12 protein-coding genes are annotated in these 16,234 nt (G+C 72.7%); 7 read left to right on the top strand and 5 right to left on the bottom strand.

Annotated elements, in window-relative coordinates; genetic code table 11:
- The first annotated feature begins 93 nt into the window (after window positions 1-93).
- Complete coding sequence (locus EDF55_RS14685; protein WP_165931398.1) at window positions 94-1,149, top strand: substrate-binding domain-containing protein; 1,056 nt, start codon at window positions 94-96, stop codon at window positions 1,147-1,149.
- A gap of 127 nt (window positions 1,150-1,276) precedes the next feature.
- Here EDF55_RS14685 and EDF55_RS14680 read toward each other — a convergent pair whose 3' ends face one another.
- The 4 genes from EDF55_RS14680 to EDF55_RS14665 form a co-directional block, all read right to left on the bottom strand.
- On the bottom strand, window positions 1,277-2,227 hold the full coding sequence (locus EDF55_RS14680; RefSeq protein ID WP_123655696.1) for a carbohydrate ABC transporter permease: 951 nt from the start codon (window positions 2,225-2,227) through the stop codon (window positions 1,277-1,279).
- A gap of 4 nt (window positions 2,228-2,231) precedes the next feature.
- Window positions 2,232-3,173 (bottom strand): carbohydrate ABC transporter permease, encoded by a 942-nt coding sequence (locus EDF55_RS14675; protein ID WP_123655695.1) that lies wholly within the window; start codon window positions 3,171-3,173, stop codon window positions 2,232-2,234.
- 64 nt (window positions 3,174-3,237) lie between these two features.
- Window positions 3,238-4,545 (bottom strand): sugar ABC transporter substrate-binding protein, encoded by a 1,308-nt coding sequence (locus tag EDF55_RS14670; RefSeq protein WP_123655694.1) that lies wholly within the window; start codon window positions 4,543-4,545, stop codon window positions 3,238-3,240.
- Between the two features lie 4 nt (window positions 4,546-4,549).
- Complete coding sequence (locus tag EDF55_RS14665; RefSeq protein WP_123655693.1) at window positions 4,550-6,580, bottom strand: glycoside hydrolase family 127 protein; 2,031 nt, start codon at window positions 6,578-6,580, stop codon at window positions 4,550-4,552.
- 176 nt (window positions 6,581-6,756) lie between these two features.
- Here EDF55_RS14665 and EDF55_RS14660 point away from each other — a divergent pair, with 176 nt between their 5' ends.
- The 5 genes from EDF55_RS14660 (at window position 6,757) to EDF55_RS14640 (ending at window position 13,778) form a co-directional block, all read left to right on the top strand.
- Window positions 6,757-7,746, top strand: a complete 990-nt coding sequence (locus EDF55_RS14660; protein ID WP_123655692.1) for a LacI family DNA-binding transcriptional regulator — start codon at window positions 6,757-6,759, stop codon at window positions 7,744-7,746.
- Window positions 7,747-8,540: 794 nt separating this feature from the next.
- Window positions 8,541-10,214, top strand: a complete 1,674-nt coding sequence (locus EDF55_RS14655; protein WP_123655691.1) for a xylulokinase — start codon at window positions 8,541-8,543, stop codon at window positions 10,212-10,214.
- Window positions 10,211-10,972 carry an L-ribulose-5-phosphate 4-epimerase gene (locus EDF55_RS14650; protein WP_185017424.1) on the top strand — a complete coding sequence of 254 codons (762 nt, stop codon included), beginning with the start codon at window positions 10,211-10,213 and terminating at the stop codon, window positions 10,970-10,972. Before EDF55_RS14655 ends, EDF55_RS14650 begins: the two co-directional genes overlap by 4 nt.
- Window positions 10,969-12,498 carry an L-arabinose isomerase gene (araA, locus tag EDF55_RS14645; RefSeq protein ID WP_123655690.1) on the top strand — a complete coding sequence of 510 codons (1,530 nt, stop codon included), beginning with the start codon at window positions 10,969-10,971 and terminating at the stop codon, window positions 12,496-12,498. Before EDF55_RS14650 ends, araA begins: the two co-directional genes overlap by 4 nt.
- An 11-nt stretch (window positions 12,499-12,509) precedes the next feature.
- Window positions 12,510-13,778 carry a D-arabinono-1,4-lactone oxidase gene (locus EDF55_RS14640; protein ID WP_123655689.1) on the top strand — a complete coding sequence of 423 codons (1,269 nt, stop codon included), beginning with the start codon at window positions 12,510-12,512 and terminating at the stop codon, window positions 13,776-13,778.
- Between the two features lie 77 nt (window positions 13,779-13,855).
- Here EDF55_RS14640 and EDF55_RS14635 read toward each other — a convergent pair whose 3' ends face one another.
- Window positions 13,856-14,812, bottom strand: a complete 957-nt coding sequence (locus EDF55_RS14635; RefSeq protein ID WP_123655688.1) for a DUF5937 family protein — start codon at window positions 14,810-14,812, stop codon at window positions 13,856-13,858.
- 55 nt (window positions 14,813-14,867) lie between these two features.
- On the opposite strand from EDF55_RS14635, the gene EDF55_RS14630 reads away from it, so the two are divergent.
- A complete protein-coding gene (locus EDF55_RS14630) occupies window positions 14,868-16,160 on the top strand; it encodes an MFS transporter (RefSeq protein ID WP_185017422.1) in 1,293 nt (430 codons plus the stop codon).
- Window positions 16,161-16,234 lie beyond the last annotated feature (74 nt).

Raw genomic sequence — 16,234 nt, 5'->3', positions numbered from 1 at the left:
TCACATACTGGGCTTTGTGTACCGCCCTGTCAACTCCGTCAGGTCGAATCGTCCGGGGAGTGCGGTTTCCGTGCCGCGCGGTACGGTTGCCCCGTGACGACCACCGCGGCCGCGAACGGCAAGGGGCGCAAGGCCCCGACGATCTTCGACGTCGCCGAACGCGCCGGGGTCTCCCACCAGACCGTCTCCCGCGTGATCAACGGCGACCCGACGGTCCGCGACCACTTCCGGTCCCGCGTCACCACGGCGATCGGGGAGCTCGGGTACCGCCCACGCGCCGCTGCCCGGGCGCTCGCCGGGGGCCGCAGCAAGGCCATCGGACTCGTCACCGCGGGTGACGCGCTCTACGGCCCGTCGAGCACCGCGATCGGGTTCGAACGCGCCGCCCGGCACGCCGGCTACCACGTGCTGCTCTCCACCCTGCCGGAGGACCCCCGCCCCGCCGACCTCTCCAGCGCCCTCACCACGCTCCTCGCCCAGGACGTCGCCGCGGTCGTGCTCGTCGCCGCCGACAACCGGGTGCTCGACGCGCTCGCCTCGTTGACCGTGCCGATCACCGTGCCGGTCGTCGTGTCGAACGCGGTGCAGCGGGACGCCGTGCCCGCCGGGTCATCCGCCGGACGGCTGCTGCCCTCGGTGGCCGCGGTCGCGATCGACCAGGTCGCGGGGACCACCCTGGCGATGCAGCACCTGTTCGACCGGGGCCACCGCCGGATCGTGCACATCTCCGGGCCGACCGTGTCGCAGGAGTCCGAGGTCCGCCGGGCGACGTACATCCGCCTGATGCAGTCCGCCGGTCTGGAACCGGTCGTGCTCGACGGCGACTGGACCCCGGGGAGCGGCTTCGCGGCCGGCCGGTCGATCGACGTCACGGCGGTGGACGCGGTGTTCTGCGGGAACGACCAGATGGCGCTCGGGGCACTGCACGCCTTCGCGGACGACGGGCTCCGGGTCCCGGACGACATCGCCGTGGTGGGGTTCGACGACATCCCCGAGGCCGAGCACTTCACGCCGCCGCTGACCACCGTGCGGCAGGACTTCATGGCGATGGGGGAGGGCGTGCTCGCGGCGGCGCGGTCCCTCATCGAGGGCGGCCCCGTCGACGAGACGCTCCTGCAGCCGTCGCTGGTGGTGCGGCGCAGCGCGTAGCCGGGCGCGCGCGGCGTCGGCGCTGAGATCGCACTTCGTGTCGGGTGCCCGCCAGGACAACCGACACGAAGTGCGATCTCAGCGGGGCGGCGGCCCGGCCCGGCGCGGCGCGGCGCGGCCCGGGCGCTCAGCCCTTGAGGGCGCCGGACGACAAGCCGGCGACGTAGAACCGCTGCAGGCCGACGTAGAGCGCGATGCACGGGATCATCGCCACGACCGAGCCCGCCACGAGGTTGCCGTACGACACCTGCCCGTACGCTCCCGTCTGCAGGTTGAGCAGCGCGACCGGCAGCGTGTACAGCGAGTCCTTCGTGAGGAACGTCAGCGCCCCGAGGAACTCCGTCCACGACGCCAGGAACGCGTACAGCGCCGCCGTCGCCGCCCCGGGGAGCAGCAGCGGGCGGAGCACCGACACGACGACCCGGAAGCGGGAGGCCCCGTCGACGAACGCGGAGTCCTCGAGCTCGGTCGGGATCGACTCGAACGCGTTCCGCATCACGAACACCCCGAACGGCAGGTTCACCGTCGTGTAGAAGAGCACCAGCCCGAGCAGCGAGTTCGTCAGCCCGAGCGCGTTCATCTCCAGGTACAGCGGGGTCAGGATCGCCTGGAACGGCACCATCATCGTCAGCAGCACGAGCCCGAAGACGAGCCCGGAGCCGCCGAACCGGAAGCGGGCGAACCCGTACCCGGCCATCGTCGCCAGGATCGCGGTCAGCACGGCGGTGCAGACCGAGACGATGACCGAGTTGAGGACACCGGTGAGCAGGTGCGACGACGCCCCGAAGACGGCGGCGAAGTTCTGCCAGCCGAGCTGGAAGAACGTCGACGCGTCCGGCGCCGAGGTGATCGTCGCCTCGGACTGGAACGCCCGGAGGATCGACCAGATCAGCGGGACGCCGAAGACCAGCGCGGAGCCGATGCCGGCGATGGCGTAGAGGGTCCGCTTGACGGTCGTGTCGCGCGGGTGCTGCACGCTGCCCTGCTGGTGGCGGCGGCGTCGGCCGGGGTCGGTCGTCAGGCTCCTGGTCGAGGTGTCCGGACCGGGCGCGACCGCACGGGTGGTGGTGGTGCTCATGGCGTCAGTCCTTCTCTCGCAGTGCCCAGAACTGGAACAGGGTGACGGCCGCGATGACGACCACCAGGGCGATCGACTCCGCGGTGGCGGCACCGAGCTGCAGGTTCACGAACCCGCGGTTGTAGATGGCGTTGACGATCGTGGTGGTCTCGGTGCCGGGGCCGCCCTGCGTCAGGATGTAGAACTGGTTGAAGGCGAGCAGCGAGCCGATCACCGAGATGATCACGCTCAGCGCGATCGTCGGGCGGATCATCGGCAGCGTGATCAGCCGCTCGGTCTGCCACCAGGAGGCGCCCTCGAGCTGCGCGGACTCGTACACCTCGTCGGGGACGCCCTGCATCGCCGACATGAGCAGCACCATCGTCAGCCCGGACACCGCCCAGACGACGAGCACGCAGATGAGCAGCGTCGCGAGCGGGCCGTTCACCAGCCACGCGGTCGAGCCGTCGGTGATGTGCAGCGCCTGCAGCACGATGTTGACGGCACCGGATCCCGGCTGTGCCTCGAGCACGAGCATGAAGCTCAGCGTCGTGAGGCCGACCACGTACGGCAGGAAGAACACCGTCCGCAGGAGCGTCGAGCCGCGTCGTCGCGCCCGGACGAGGACCGCCAGGAAGTACCCGAGCACCAGGATCGGCACGGTGACGATCGCGGTGTACAGCAGCGTGTAGCCGATCGCGTGCACGAACGTCGGGTCCTGGAACAGCGTCGCGTAGTTCTGCAGGCCGATGAACCGGTACGGCCCGATCAGCGGCCAGTTCGTGAACGAGATGTAGAGCGCGAACAGCAGCGGTGCGAGCACGAAGACCGCGACGAACGCGATGGCCGGGGTGACGAGCAGTGCGCCGGCGCGTGGCGGGTGGGTGAGCGAGTTGCGGGACGGTCCGCGGCCGCGTCCGAGTGGACGGCGGCCGACGGCGGATCGTCGGGCGGAGATGGTCGACATGACGTGCACCTCACTGTGCAGAGCGGAGCAGGACGGAGCAGGAGCAGGGCGGAGCCGGACGCGATCAGGCCTGGACCTGGTCGAGGATGCGCTGGTAGTCGGACTGGGCGGTCCGCATCGCACTGGAGACGCCGGCGCCGAACACGGCCTCGCGGAACATCGCGAAGTACGGCGAGGAGGGCTGGTTCACGAGCAGGTTGTACGCCAGGGTCTGCGGCGCGTAACCCTTGTCGATGGCGTCGAGCGGCCCGAACGCCAGCGGGAACTGCTTCCGGTACGCGGGCGTCGCGGCGTCGGCCCTGGTCGGGAAGTAGCCGCCGTTCGGCAGGAGCTGCTGCTGCTCGAGCGAGTTCGCGTACTGCATGAACGCCCAGCCACCCGAGGGGTTCGCGGCCCCGTTCGGGATGCACATGTTGTCGCCGCCGTCGAAGAACGACCGCCGACCGTCGGCGCTCGGGATGAGCACCGTCCGCATCTTCGCGCGCATCGCCTTCGTCGCCGCCGGCACCGCCGCCCCGTACGAGGTCGGCATGATCCCGACCTTCCCGGCGCGGAAGTCCGCACCCCACGTGGTCCCGGCGTCCGAGTACGTCGCACGGCTGAGCACGCCGTCCTTCCAGAGCTGCCGGTAGAACTCGAGCATCTGCTGCAGGGCGTCGTTGCCGGTGATGTTCGCCTGCTGCTTGCCCACCTCGCCGGACATCATGTCGACTCCGGTGGCCCAGACGTGCGGCTGCGTGACGAACCCGATGATGCCGGCCGCGTTGCCGGAGATCGTCCACCCGTACACGTCGTCGCCGAGCTTCCGCAGGGCCTTCGCGGCCACGAGCAGGGAGTCCAGGTCCTTCGTCGAGTCGTCGACGTCGAGCCCCGCCCGCTCGAACAGTTCGGTGTTCACGAACAGCTGCGAGTTGTCGGCCAGGTACGGCAGCCCGTACAGCCGGTCCCGGTACTCGAGCAGGCGCAGGTGCCCGGTGGAGAGCTCGTCGTAGTAGTCCAGGCCCTTCACGACGTCGGTCAGGTCGGCGAACGCCTCGCGGAAGATGAACAGCTGCGAGTTGATGTCGTCGAGGTCTACCACGTCCGGCGGCTCACCACCACGGATCGCGGTCGCGAGCTTCGTCACGTACTGGCCGTCCGGCACCGGGGTCAGCTCGACCTGCAGGTGCGGGTGGCTCTTGTTGAAGCCGGCGACCGCGCTGGTCAGGCCGGCCTGGGTGGCCGACCGGCACCAGACGTGCACGGTGCCGGTCGCCGTGGTGCCGAAGCCCGCCACCTGCGCGTCCACCTTGGGCAGGGTGCCGGAGCACCCTGCCAGGGCGAGGGCCGCGCCGCCGGCGAGACCGCCGACGAGGAACGCTCTGCGGTCCACGGTGTCAGTCCGCGCTCAGCGGGAGCCACACCCGCATCGGGACGGCGCCGCGGTTGGCCCAGGCGTAGTACGGGATCGCGACGGCCGTCACGGACCCATCGGTGGTTCCGGTGGTTCCGCCCGTTCCGTTCGTGTCGGACGGGAGGCCGGGGTCGGCCCCGCCGCCGGTCGTCGCGTCGTCGACGCTGGTCGCGGTGCGGGCCGCAGCCGCGCCTCCCGACCGGGTCGTGTCCAGACGGCGGTACGGCCAGGCCGGCTGCGCGTGGTCCGCCGGCGCGTGTGCCGGGACCCGCAGCGTGACGATCCCGTCGAGCAGGTCGTCGCGGGACTCCTCGGTGATCGGCGCGTCCGCGTCGATCGTCAGGTCGTCGACCGTGAAGCCGTCCTGGTCGGGCTGCTCCACCGCGTACACGAGCGGACCACGCTCGATGGCGACCTGCCCACGGGCGGCGTCGATGCGGGCATCGGCGACGAAGCGGTGCGGGGTGGTGTCGAAGACGACCTCGACGGTGTCGCCGACGTGCCACTCGCGGTCGATCGTGTGCAGGGCGCCGGCACCCGGGTGCTGCGTGTCGCCGTCGAGCGTGATCGTCGTCGTGTCCGACCATGCCGGGACCCGGATGCCCAGCGCGAGCGGGCCGTCCTGGGTGAGCGTGATCCGGACGTGGCCGTCGTGCGGGTAGCCGGTCTCCACGGACACCGGACCGAGGTCGGCGGTCGCGTACTGGTGGAGCTGCAGGCCGCCCTCGGTTGCCGTGGCGAGGTAGCCGTCGAGGCTCGCGAAGGTCCGCATGATGTTCGGCGGGCAGCACGCGCAGTCGAACCAGCCGCGGCGCCCGTGGGCGGGGGAGCGGTTCTCGTCGGCGTGCGCGTGGTCGCGGTGCTGGAGCGGGTTGACGTAGAAGTACTCGGTGCCCGCGAGGCTGACTCCGGGCAGGAACGCGTTGTACAGCAGACGCTCGACGGCGTCCGCGTACTCCGGCTTCCCGGTGGCCAGCAGCAGGCGCCACGCCCACTGCACACCACCGATCGCGGCGCAGGTCTCGGCGTAGCCGCGGTCCGTCGGGAGCTCGTACGGGTCGCCGAACGCCTCCCAGTCCCAGCGCGCACCGAGGCCGCCGGTGATGAACGCCTTCGTCGCCATCATGTCGGCGAACTGCCGCTCGCTCGCGGCGAGGAGCTCGGTGTCGCCGGTCTCGATCGCGACGTCCACCGCGCCCGCAGCCAGGTACACGGCGCGGACGGCGTGGCCCTCGACGGTCGTGGCCTGCCGGCTCGGGACCCGGTCCGAGAAGTACGTCGGCTCGCCGCCCGCGCGCTCGATGATGCCGGTGCCGCGGGCGTCGACGAACCAGTGCGCCAGGTCGAGGTAGGCGCGGGTCCCTGTTTCCCGGTACAGCTCGACGAGGCCCATCTCGACGACCGGGTGGCCGTCGATGTCACGGGTCTTGTCGTCGCCGTCGCCGAACGTCCTGACCAGGTGGTCGGCGTTCTTCACGGCGACGTCGAGCAGCGCCGTGTCGCCCGTCGCCCGGGACTGCGCCACCGCCGCCTGCATGAGGTGCCCGGCGCAGTACATCTCGTGGCTCCACTTGAGGTCCGAGTACCGCGTCCCGACCCCTCGGACCTGCTGCACGGAGTCGATGTAGCCGTCGTCGGCCTGCGCTGCCGCGACGAGCTCGGTGACCTCGCGCTGGAGGGCACGGAGGTCGTCGGCCGGTTCGCGTCCGAGCTCCCAGGCGACCGCCTCGAGCCACTTGTAGACGTCCGAGTCCATGAAGATCGGCCCGACGACCTCGCCCTCCTCGGTCCCCGCAGCGATGCGGAGGTTCCGGAAGTTCCCAGCGGTCTCGAGCTGGCGGTAGCCGTCGCGGATCGCGTCGCGGCCGTTGCGCTCCTGGCGGAGGTGCCAGAAGCCGCCGGTGATCCGGGCCGTCCCCTCGGGGAGCGGGCGGAACGCGAGGTGCGCGTCCGCGGTCGGGAGGACCGGGGTCGCGGTGCGTGCCCGGTGCTCGGTCGCGAGCGTGGTGGTCATGTCGGCTCCTGGTGTCGTCGTTGACGAGGCCGCTGGTCGCTACGGTGCTGGTCGCGTCAAACGGAAAACGGTTTCTGGGGCGTGACGCTACGACAGGTCCCGGCGGTGCGCAAGGGGCGGTTCCTGAGATGATCGTATGATCGTGCTCTCGCCGACGATCCGGAAAGGGGATTGCCGTGACCCTGGAACGACCCGTTCGGATCACCGACGTGGCAGCGCTCGCCGGGGTGTCGATCGGCACCGCGTCGAAGGCGCTGAACGGCACCGGGCAGCTCCGGGACGCGACGCGGATGCGGGTCAAGGAAGCCGCCGAGAAGCTCGGGTTCGTCGGGGACGCCCGGGCCCGCGCGCTCTCCTCGGGCCGGACCTACACGGTCGGCATGATCACCACCGACTCGTTCGGACGGTTCTCGATCCCGGTGCTGCTCGGCGCCGAGGACGTGCTCTCCGCGGGGCAGATGGCGGTGCTCCTCTGCGACACCCGGGACGACCACGTCCGCGAAGCCCACTACCTCCGCTCGCTCGTCGCCCGCGGGGTCGACGGCATCATCGTCACCGGGCGCTCCGCCGATGCCCGGCCCCCGATCGACGTCGCGATCCCCGTCGTCTACGCGTTCACGCCCTCGACCGACCCCGCCGACGTGTCGATCACCGTCGACGACGAGCACGGGGCGGGGCTCGTCGCGTCGCACCTCGTGACGCTCGGGCGGCAGCGGGTCGCGATCGTGACCGGGCCCGCACGGCACCACTCCGCGTCCGGCCGTGTGACGGGAGCGTCCGCGGTCCTGGGGTCGCGGCTCGTGGTGCCGCCGATGTACGGCGAGTGGTCGGAGCGCTGGGGGCGTCAGGCCGCCGACGTCCTGCTGCGCGGCGACGAGCCGATCGACGCGATCGTGTGCGGGTCGGACCAGATCGCGCGGGGCGTGTGCGACCGGCTGCGGGAGGCCGGCCGCTCGGTGCCCGAGGACGTCGCCGTCACCGGGTTCGACGACTGGGCCGTGATGGCGCTCGCGAGCCGGCCGCCGCTGACCACGGTGGACCTGCGGCTCGAGGAGCTCGGGCGGGTCGCGGGCCGGGCGCTGCTCGACCGCATCGACGGCTCGCCCGCCGAGTCCGCCGTCGTGACCCCGTCCCTCGTCATCCGCGAGAGCACCGTCGGCGCCTGACGCGCCCCGCGCCGCGCCGCGCCGCGCCGCGCCGCGCCGCGCCGCGCCGCGCCGCGCGGCGCCGCGCCGCGCCGCGCGGCGCCGCGCCGCGCCGCGCCGCGCCGCGCCGCGCGGCGCCGCGCCGCGCCCTCGCGGCGTGGCACCCCCCCCCCCCCCCGGTGAGATCGCACTTCGTGTCGCATGCGTCGCGGGGACGCGACACGAAGTGCGATCTCGACGGGGTTCGGGGGCGTTCCGGGGTGCCGGGGTGCGGGGTGTGGGGGTGTGGAGGTGGGTGTGTGGGGACGTTCGGAGCATGGAGTGCGTCGGGCCGCCGCCGCGGGCACGCGCGCGCCTCTCGGCCGGTGAGATCGCACTTCGTGTCGCATGCGTCGCGGGGACGCGACACGAAGTGCGACCTCGACGGGACGGGACGGGACGGGACGGGACGGGAGCGCGAAGCGCGGGGCGCGGGGCGCGGGAGCGCGGGAGCGCGGGGCGCGGGAGCGCGGAGCGCGGGGCGCGGGAGCACGGGAGCACGGGAGCGCGGGGCGCGGGGCGCGGGGCGCGGGAGCGCGGGAGCGCGGGAGCGCGGGAGCGCGGGGCGCGGGGGCGCGGGAGCGCGGGAGCGCGGGAGCGCGGGAGCGCGGGAGCGCGGGAGCGCGGGAGCGCGGGAGCGCGGGAGCGCGGGAGCGCGGGAGCGCGGGGCGCGGAAGCGCGGCGGGGCGGCATTGCGAGAGTGAGCGCTCACGTGGCAGGATGTGAGCGCTCACCCGACGCCGGGTGCACGGACGACGGAGTCTCGGGAGGACAGCATGGGCGTGGACCGCCGACAGGGGATCGCGGAGGGCCGGACGACCCTCGGGATCGAGCTCGGGTCGACCCGCATCAAGGCCGTCCTGGTGGACGAGGACCTGGTGCCCGTCGCCTCCGGCTCGCACGAGTGGGAGAACGAGTTCGTCGACGGGCGCTGGACGTACTCCCTCGACGCCGTCGAGACCGGGCTCCGCGCCGCGTACGCCGACCTCGTGGCCGACGCGGAAGCACAGCACGGCGTCCGTCCGACGACGTTCCGGGCGCTCGGCGTGTCCGCGATGATGCACGGGTACCTGGCCTTCGACGCCGCCGGGGAGCTGCTCGTCCCGTTCCGCACGTGGCGCAACACCTCGACCGGCCCCGCCGCCGAACGGCTCTCCGAGGCGTTCGGCTTCAACGTCCCCCTGCGCTGGTCGATCGCGCACCTGTACCAGGCGGTCCTCGACGAGGAGCCCCACGTCGCCGAGGTCGCCGGCATCACCACGCTCGCCGGGTACGTGCACCGGCGTCTGACCGGGCGGAACGTCCTCGGGATCGGCGACGCATCCGGGGCGTTCCCCATCGACCTGGCGACCCGGGACCACGACGCCGCGATGCTCCACACCGCGGACGCACTGCTCGGGCAGCCGGTCCGCCCGCTCCTGCCCGAGGTGCTCGTCGCCGGCCAGGACGCCGGCGCGCTGACCCCCGACGGTGCCGCGTGGCTCGACCCGACCGGCACGCTGGAGCCCGGCGTCCCGCTCTGCCCACCCGAGGGCGACGCGGGCACCGGCATGGTCGCGACGAACGCCGTCGCTCCCCGCACCGGCAACGTCAGCGTCGGCACGAGCATCTTCGCGATGGTCGTCCTCGAACGCGCGATGGCGACCCCGCACGAGGAGCTCGACGTCGTGACGACCCCCGCCGGGGACGCCGTGGCGATGGTGCACTGCAACAACGGTGCGAGCGAGATCGCCGCGTGGGCCCGGGTGTTCGGCAGGTTCGCCGAGGCCGCCGGGACGCCGATCGAGATCGACCACGTGTACGCCACCCTGCTCGCCGAAGCCGAGCGGGCCGACCCGGACGCCGGCGGCCTGCTGTCGTACAACTACCTCGCCGGTGAGCCGGTCACGCACGTCGAGGACGGCCGCCCGCTCCTGGTCCGCGGCGCCGGCAGCGACTTCACGCTCGGCAACCTGGTCCGCGCCGAGGTCCAGGGCGCGTTCGCGACGCTCGCGATCGGCATGGACGTCCTGGCGACCGAGGACGTCCGGGTCGACCGGATGACCGCGCACGGCGGCCTGTTCCGCACGCCGGGCACCCCACAGCGCCTGCTCGCCGCCGCACTCCGCGTCCCGGTCGCCCTCGAGGAGACCGCCGGTGAGGGCGGGGCGTGGGGGATCGCGGTGCTCGCGGCGTACCTCGAGCACGCCGGCGACACCGACCTGACCGAGTACCTCGCGACGCGGGTGTTCGGCGGGGACGCTGTGCACGTGGCCGAGCCGGACGAGCGCGACGTCGCCGGGTTCCGCGCGTACCTCGAGCGCTTCCGTGCCGGCCTCCCGATGCAGGCCGCGGCGGTCGCCGCGACCCGGCCGACCCAGCAGGACGAGCAGACGCAACCGCCCACGGACGGCGAGCCGACGACGGAAGCCGAACCGAGCCTCCAGACCGAGAAGGAGCCGACCCGATGACCGACGCAAGCCAGCCCGCCGACGCGGGCCACCAGGACCCCACCACCCAGGAGGCCGTGGCCGCCACCCGCGAACGCGTCGCGCGCCTGCACGGCGAACTCGTCCGCTACGGCCTCGTGATCTGGACCGGTGGCAACGTCTCCGAGCGCGTCCCCGGCACGGACCTCTTCGTGATCAAGCCGAGCGGGGTCGCGAGCGAGGACCTCACGCCGGAGAACCAGGTCGTCTGCACCCTCGACGGCGTCCCCGCGGACGGCTGGGGCAACGCCCACGGCCCGAGCTCCGACACCGCGGCCCACGCCCACGTCTACCGGAACATGCCCGAGGTCGGCGGCGTCGTGCACACGCACTCGACGTACGCGACCGCCTGGGCGGCCCGGGCCGAACCGATCCCGTGCGTGATCACCGCGATGGCGGACGAGTTCGGCGGCCCGATCCCGGTCGGCCCCTTTGCGATCATCGGTGACGACTCGATCGGCCGCGGCATCGTCGAGACGCTCACCGGCCACCGCTCCCGCGCGGTCCTCATGCAGAACCACGGCGTGTTCACGATCGGCAAGGACGCGAAGGACGCCGTGAAGGCCGCCGTGATGTGCGAGGACGTGGCACGCACCGTCCACATCGCGAAGCAGGGCGGCGAGGTCGTCCCGATCGCCGAAGCAGACATCGATCGACTCTTCGATCGCTACCAGAACGTGTACGGCCAACGGCCGTCAGAAGACACAGCCGGACAGAACCCCGAAGGAGCCATGCAATGACGCAGGACAACCCCGTCGACCCCCAGGCGACCCTGGACAGCTACGAGATCTGGTTCCTGACCGGGTCCCAGGGCCTGTACGGCGAGGAGACCCTGCGTCAGGTGGAGGAGCAGAGCCGCGCGGTGCACGCGGAACTCGCCGAGCACGTGCCGGTGAAGCTCGTCTGGAAGCCCGTGCTCAAGGACGCCGACGGCATCCGCCGCGCGCTCATCGAGGCCAGCGCGGACGACAAGGTGATCGGTGTGACCGCCTGGATGCACACCTTCAGTCCCGCGAAGATGTGGATCGGCGGCCTGAACGCCCTGACGAAGCCGCTGCTGCACCTGCACACGCAGGCGAACGTCGCGCTGCCGTGGGCGGACATCGACTTCGACTTCATGAACCTCAACCAGGCCGCGCACGGCGACCGCGAGTTCGGGTACGCCCTGGCGCGGATGGGTGTCCGGCACGCCACCGCCATCGGGCACGTGTCCGACGAGCGCGTGCAGCAGCGCGTGGCGAACTGGTCGCGCGCCGCCGCCGGTGCCGCCGCGATCCGGTCGCTCAAGTTGACGCGCTTCGGCGACAACATGCGCTACGTCGCCGTCACCGAGGGTGACAAGACCGAGGCCGAGATCGAGCTCGGCGTGCAGGTGAACACCTGGGCGGTGAACGAGCTGGCGGCAGCCGTGGCAGCGGCCACCGACGAGCAGGTCGACGAGCTCGTCGCCACGTACGAACGCGACTACGACGTGGACCCGTCCCTGCGTCGCGACGGCGGCGACCGGCACGGTGCCCTCCGCGACGGCGCCGCGATCGAGGTCGGCCTCCGCGCGCTGCTGGAGCAGAACGACAGCGCCGCGTTCACCACGAACTTCGAGGACCTCGGCGACCTCAGGCAGCTCCCCGGCCTCGCCGTGCAGCGCCTGATGGCCGACGGCTACGGCTTCGGCGCCGAGGGTGACTGGAAGACCGCGGTCCTGGTCCGCGCGATGAACGTCGCCGGCGCCGGCCTGCCCGGTGGGGCGTCGCTCATGGAGGACTACACGTACGACCTCACGCCCGGTGCGGAGAAGATCCTCGGCGCGCACATGCTCGAGGTGTCGCCCACGCTCACCAGCACCAGGCCGACGCTGGAGATCCACCCGCTCGGCATCGGCGGCAAGGACGACCCGGTGCGGCTGGTCTTCACGGCCGACGCCGGGGAGGCCGTCGTCGTGGCGCTCTCCGACACCCGCGACGGCTTCCGCCTCACCGCGAACGTCGTCGACGTCGTGCCCCCGACGGAGGCGCTGCCGAAGCTGCCGGTCGGCCGTGCCGTCTGGGAGCCCCGCCCGTCGTTCCCCGTCGCCGCCGAGGCCTGGCTCACCGCCGGCGCCGCCCACCACACCGTGATGACGACGGCCGTCGGGCTGCAGGTGATCGAGGACCTCGCGACCATGGTCGGCACCGAGTTCCTGGTCATCGACGAGCACACCACGTCCCGCGGGTTCCGCGACGAGGTGCGGCTGCAGCAGACCTGGCACCGTCTCGACCGCGGGTTCTGAGGGTCCGTACGATGAGCGACGTGATCGCAGCGGAGCGCACCAACTGGGCCGGCAACGTCACCTACCGGGCGGCCGGACTGGCGCGGCCGACGAGCGTGTCCGAGCTGCAGGAGCTGGTCCGCACGACGCCGCGCCTGACGGCGCTCGGGTCGACGCACTCGTTCAACGAGATCGCCGACACCGACGCGCTCCAGGTGTCGCTCATCGACATGCCCCCGGTGCTCGAGATCGACACGGCCCGACGCGTGGTGCGGGTCGCCGCCGGCATGACGCACGCGCAGGTCGCGGCCGGTCTGGAGGCTCGTGGCTGGGCACTCGGGAACCTCGCGTCCCTGCCGCACATATCCACGGCCGGGGCCGTCGCCACGGGCACACACGGCTCCGGCACACGGAACCCCTCGCTGGCGCAGGCGGTGGTCGGGCTGGACGTGGTCCGCGCCTCCGGTGCCGTCTCGTCCGTCGGGTCGGACTCCGCCGCGGGACAGCTCGACGCCCACCGGGTGGCACTCGGTGCGCTCGGGGTCGTCACCGCGGTGGAGCTCGCGATCGTGCCGACGTTCCAGGTCGCGACCACCGTGCACCTGGACCTGCCGTGGGACGCCGTCGAGGAGCACTTCGACGCCGTGATGTCGGACGCGTACTCGGTGTCGATGTTCACGTCCTTCGACGACCGTGGCGCGCGCCAGGTGTGGACGAAGCACCGCGTGGACGAACCCGCACCGTCGGTCGACCTCGAAGCCCTCGGCGCCCGCCGCGCCACCGAGGCCGTGCACCCGGGCGAGAACGACGCCGCCAGCGTCACCGAACAGGGCGGCGTCCCCGGGCCGTGGTCCGAGCGGCTGCCGCACTTCCGGTCGACGTTCTCACCGTCCACCGGCGCGGAGATCCAGGCGGAGTACCTGGTCCCCGCGGAGTTCGCGGTGCCGGCGCTCCGCGCCCTGCGGCCGCTCGCCGGGCTCTTCGCGCCGCTGCTCATCGCGGCCGAGGTCCGGACCGTCGCGCCGGACACCGCGTGGCTCGCACCGTCGTCGGAGCGGCAGTCGGTGGGGATCCACTTCACCTTCCGGCGGGACGCCCCGGCCGTCGCCGCCGCGGTCCTGCGGATCGAGGAGGCGCTCGAGCCCTTCGACCCGCGGCCGCACTGGGGGAAGGTGTCGGCGGGCACGCCGGCGCGCCTGCACGAGGCGTACCCGCACCTGGCGGCGTTCGCGGCCCTGGCGCGGGAGCTGGACCCGGAGGGCCGCTTCCGCAACCCCTTCCTGGACCGCGTCCTGTCCTGACGGCGCCGACCCGGGCCTCCCGTCCGGCGCCCGCGCGGCCCGCTCCCGCTGCCGTCACCAGCGGGCGAGCGGACTGGTCAGCCGGTGCGGACGAGGGCGTCGCCGATGTCGCTCCGGTAGTACAGGACCGCTCGGCCGTACCGCGTCCGGTTGAGCAGGGCGCTGCGCTCGAGCACGCGCAGGTGCTGGTTCACCGCCGACGTCGACACGCCGAACCGCATCGCGAGGTCCGTCGAGGACGCCGGCTCGCCGAGCGCGTGCAGCAGCGCCGACCGTGTGCCGCCGAGCAGGTCCCGCACGGCGCCCTGGTCGGGGTGGCCCGTGGTCGACCACATCGCGCCCTGCCCGCGTGCCGGGTACATGATCGTCGGCGGGAGGTCGTCGTCGATCGGCGTGGAGGCCCGGACGACGAACATCGACGGCACCAGGGTGACGCCCTCGCCCTGCACCGGACGGTCGCGGGCGATCGGGCTCGACAGGCGGACGTCGAGGTGCCGGCCGTCGAACCGGACGGCGTCGGACAGTCCGCGGAGCACGGCTCCGATGCCCTCGTGCGCTGCGAGGCGGCCGCGGTGGGTGATGTCGGACTGCATGACGGCGCGCATCCGGAGCCAGGACGGGGCGAAGCAGAGCTCCCACGCGGTGGCGAGCGCGCGCTGGAGCCGTTCGACGACCGCCTCGTGCCGCCCGGTGAACACGGCGGGCACGGTGCCGTGCACCCGTTCGAGGTCGGCGTGCAGTCGGGTGCGGGAGATCCGGCCGAGCGTGACCAGCTCGTCGTCGAACGAGGTCAGGGGAGACGCCGGCCGGGGGTTCACGAAGTCGGCGACCCAGCGTCGTTCGTCGACCAGCCCGAGCAGGACCTCGTCGTCGAGGAGCGGGCGGACGGCGGCGATGCCGTCGAGCCACCGACGTTGCAGTGGGTAGCGGTCGGGCGCGCGGAACGCCCGGAGTCCGAGGCCGAGTTCGGAGAGCGGCGAGATGCCGAACCGGATCGTCGACACGTCCGACGCCTCGAGCTGGTACCGGATCATGAAGCCCGAGGCTACATCCATTGGGGCCGGCCACGCGGCAGGGCAGAAATGGACCATGAGCACCACCGCCGTCCCGATCCGCCGTCTCGTCCAGCAGGACGCCACGCTCCGACGTCTGTTGGCCGTCACGCTCGTGGACACGGTCGGACGTGGCGCGTTCTTCACGCTGACCTCGCTCTACCTCACGACGATCGTCGGCATCCCCGCGGTGGCGGTGGGGCTCGGACTGACGGTCGCCGGCGCGGTCGGGGTGATCAGCTCGCTCGGGTTCGGGCACCTCGCGGACCGGTGGAGCTCCCGCCGGATGCTCGTCGGGCTGCACCTCGTCCAGGGCCTCGCGCTCGTCGGGTACGTGCTCGTCCACGACCTGCCGACGCTGGTGCTCACGGCGTCCGTCGTGACCCTTGCACAGCAGGGCGGTTCGTCGGTCCGGTCGGCCGCGATCGGCCGGGCGTTCCCGGGTGGCGAGCGCGTCCGGGTCCGCGCGACGATGCGGACCGTGACGAACATCGGGATCGCCGCGGGGACGGCGTTCGCAGCGATCCCGCTCGCGGTCGGGACGGGGGAGGCGTACCGGGTGACGATGGTGGCAGCCGGCGTGCTCTTCGTCGCGTCGGCGTTCCTGCTGCTCGGGCTGCCGGCGGTCCGGGTGGACGCCGCACCGGCCGAGCGCACCGAGACGGGCTCGATCGTCCGGCCGGACCTCGGCGGGCGGTCGCCGTACCGGGACATCCGGTTCCTCGGCGTCACGGCGCTGACCGGGGTGTTCGGCATCCAGTTCGGCCTGTTCGAGGTCGCCGTCCCGCTCTGGGTCGTCGGGCACACCGTCGCTCCGGACGTCCTCGTCTCGCCGCTGCTCCTCGTGAACACCGCGGTGGTCATCGCGCTGCAGGTCCGGATGGCGCGCGGCACCGGGACGATCGCGGGCGCCGGTCGGGCGATGCGGCACGCCGGGTGGCTGATGGCGCTGGCGTGCCTGCTCTGGGCGGCCGCCGGCTGGGTTCGAGGAGACGACTGGACGTCGGCGGCGGTCGCCGCAGCAGTGCTGGTGGTCGCTGCGCTGGTGCACTCGCTCGCGGAGATCACGTCGAGTGCCGCCGGATGGAGTCTCAGTTTCGAGATGGCGCCGGCCGACCGGGTCGGGGCCTACCAGGGCGTGTACGGCACCGGGTACGCGATGGGCGCGATGGTGGCGCCGGCGGTCGTCACGCTCACCGCGATCGACCTCGGGACGCTCGGATGGGCGGTGCTCGCGGTGGTGTTCCTGGGTGCGGCACTGGGGACTGCGGCCATCGCGCGACGCGCCGCGCCGGAACACAGCGTGCCGATCGGGAATGCCCAGCCGTAACAGACGACTTGGATTGTTTCGTCGTGCGTCCCGCCGGTGTGCCCGGTGTCCGGGCCCGGTGCCAGGATGGACGC

This window comes from Curtobacterium sp. ZW137 (assembly GCF_003762905.1).
Taxonomy (GTDB): Bacteria; Actinomycetota; Actinomycetes; order Actinomycetales; family Microbacteriaceae; genus Curtobacterium.
This window is presented reverse-complemented; position numbering and strand designations above follow the sequence as displayed.

What these genes read in the sequence shown, in the direction of transcription:
- EDF55_RS14655 (WP_123655691.1), top strand. Translation starts at nt 8,541, where the DNA reads ATGGGCGTGGACCGCCGACAGGGGATCGCGGAGGGCCGGACGACCCTC.
- EDF55_RS14680 (WP_123655696.1), bottom strand. Translation starts at nt 2,227, where the DNA reads ATGAGCACCACCACCACCCGTGCGGTCGCGCCCGGTCCGGACACCTCG.
- EDF55_RS14665 (WP_123655693.1), bottom strand. Translation starts at nt 6,580, where the DNA reads ATGACCACCACGCTCGCGACCGAGCACCGGGCACGCACCGCGACCCCG.
- EDF55_RS14630 (WP_185017422.1), top strand. Translation starts at nt 14,868, where the DNA reads ATGAGCACCACCGCCGTCCCGATCCGCCGTCTCGTCCAGCAGGACGCC.
- EDF55_RS14650 (WP_185017424.1), top strand. Translation starts at nt 10,211, where the DNA reads ATGACCGACGCAAGCCAGCCCGCCGACGCGGGCCACCAGGACCCCACC.
- EDF55_RS14635 (WP_123655688.1), bottom strand. Translation starts at nt 14,812, where the DNA reads ATGATCCGGTACCAGCTCGAGGCGTCGGACGTGTCGACGATCCGGTTC.
- EDF55_RS14675 (WP_123655695.1), bottom strand. Translation starts at nt 3,173, where the DNA reads ATGTCGACCATCTCCGCCCGACGATCCGCCGTCGGCCGCCGTCCACTC.
- araA (WP_123655690.1), top strand. Translation starts at nt 10,969, where the DNA reads ATGACGCAGGACAACCCCGTCGACCCCCAGGCGACCCTGGACAGCTAC.
- EDF55_RS14640 (WP_123655689.1), top strand. Translation starts at nt 12,510, where the DNA reads ATGAGCGACGTGATCGCAGCGGAGCGCACCAACTGGGCCGGCAACGTC.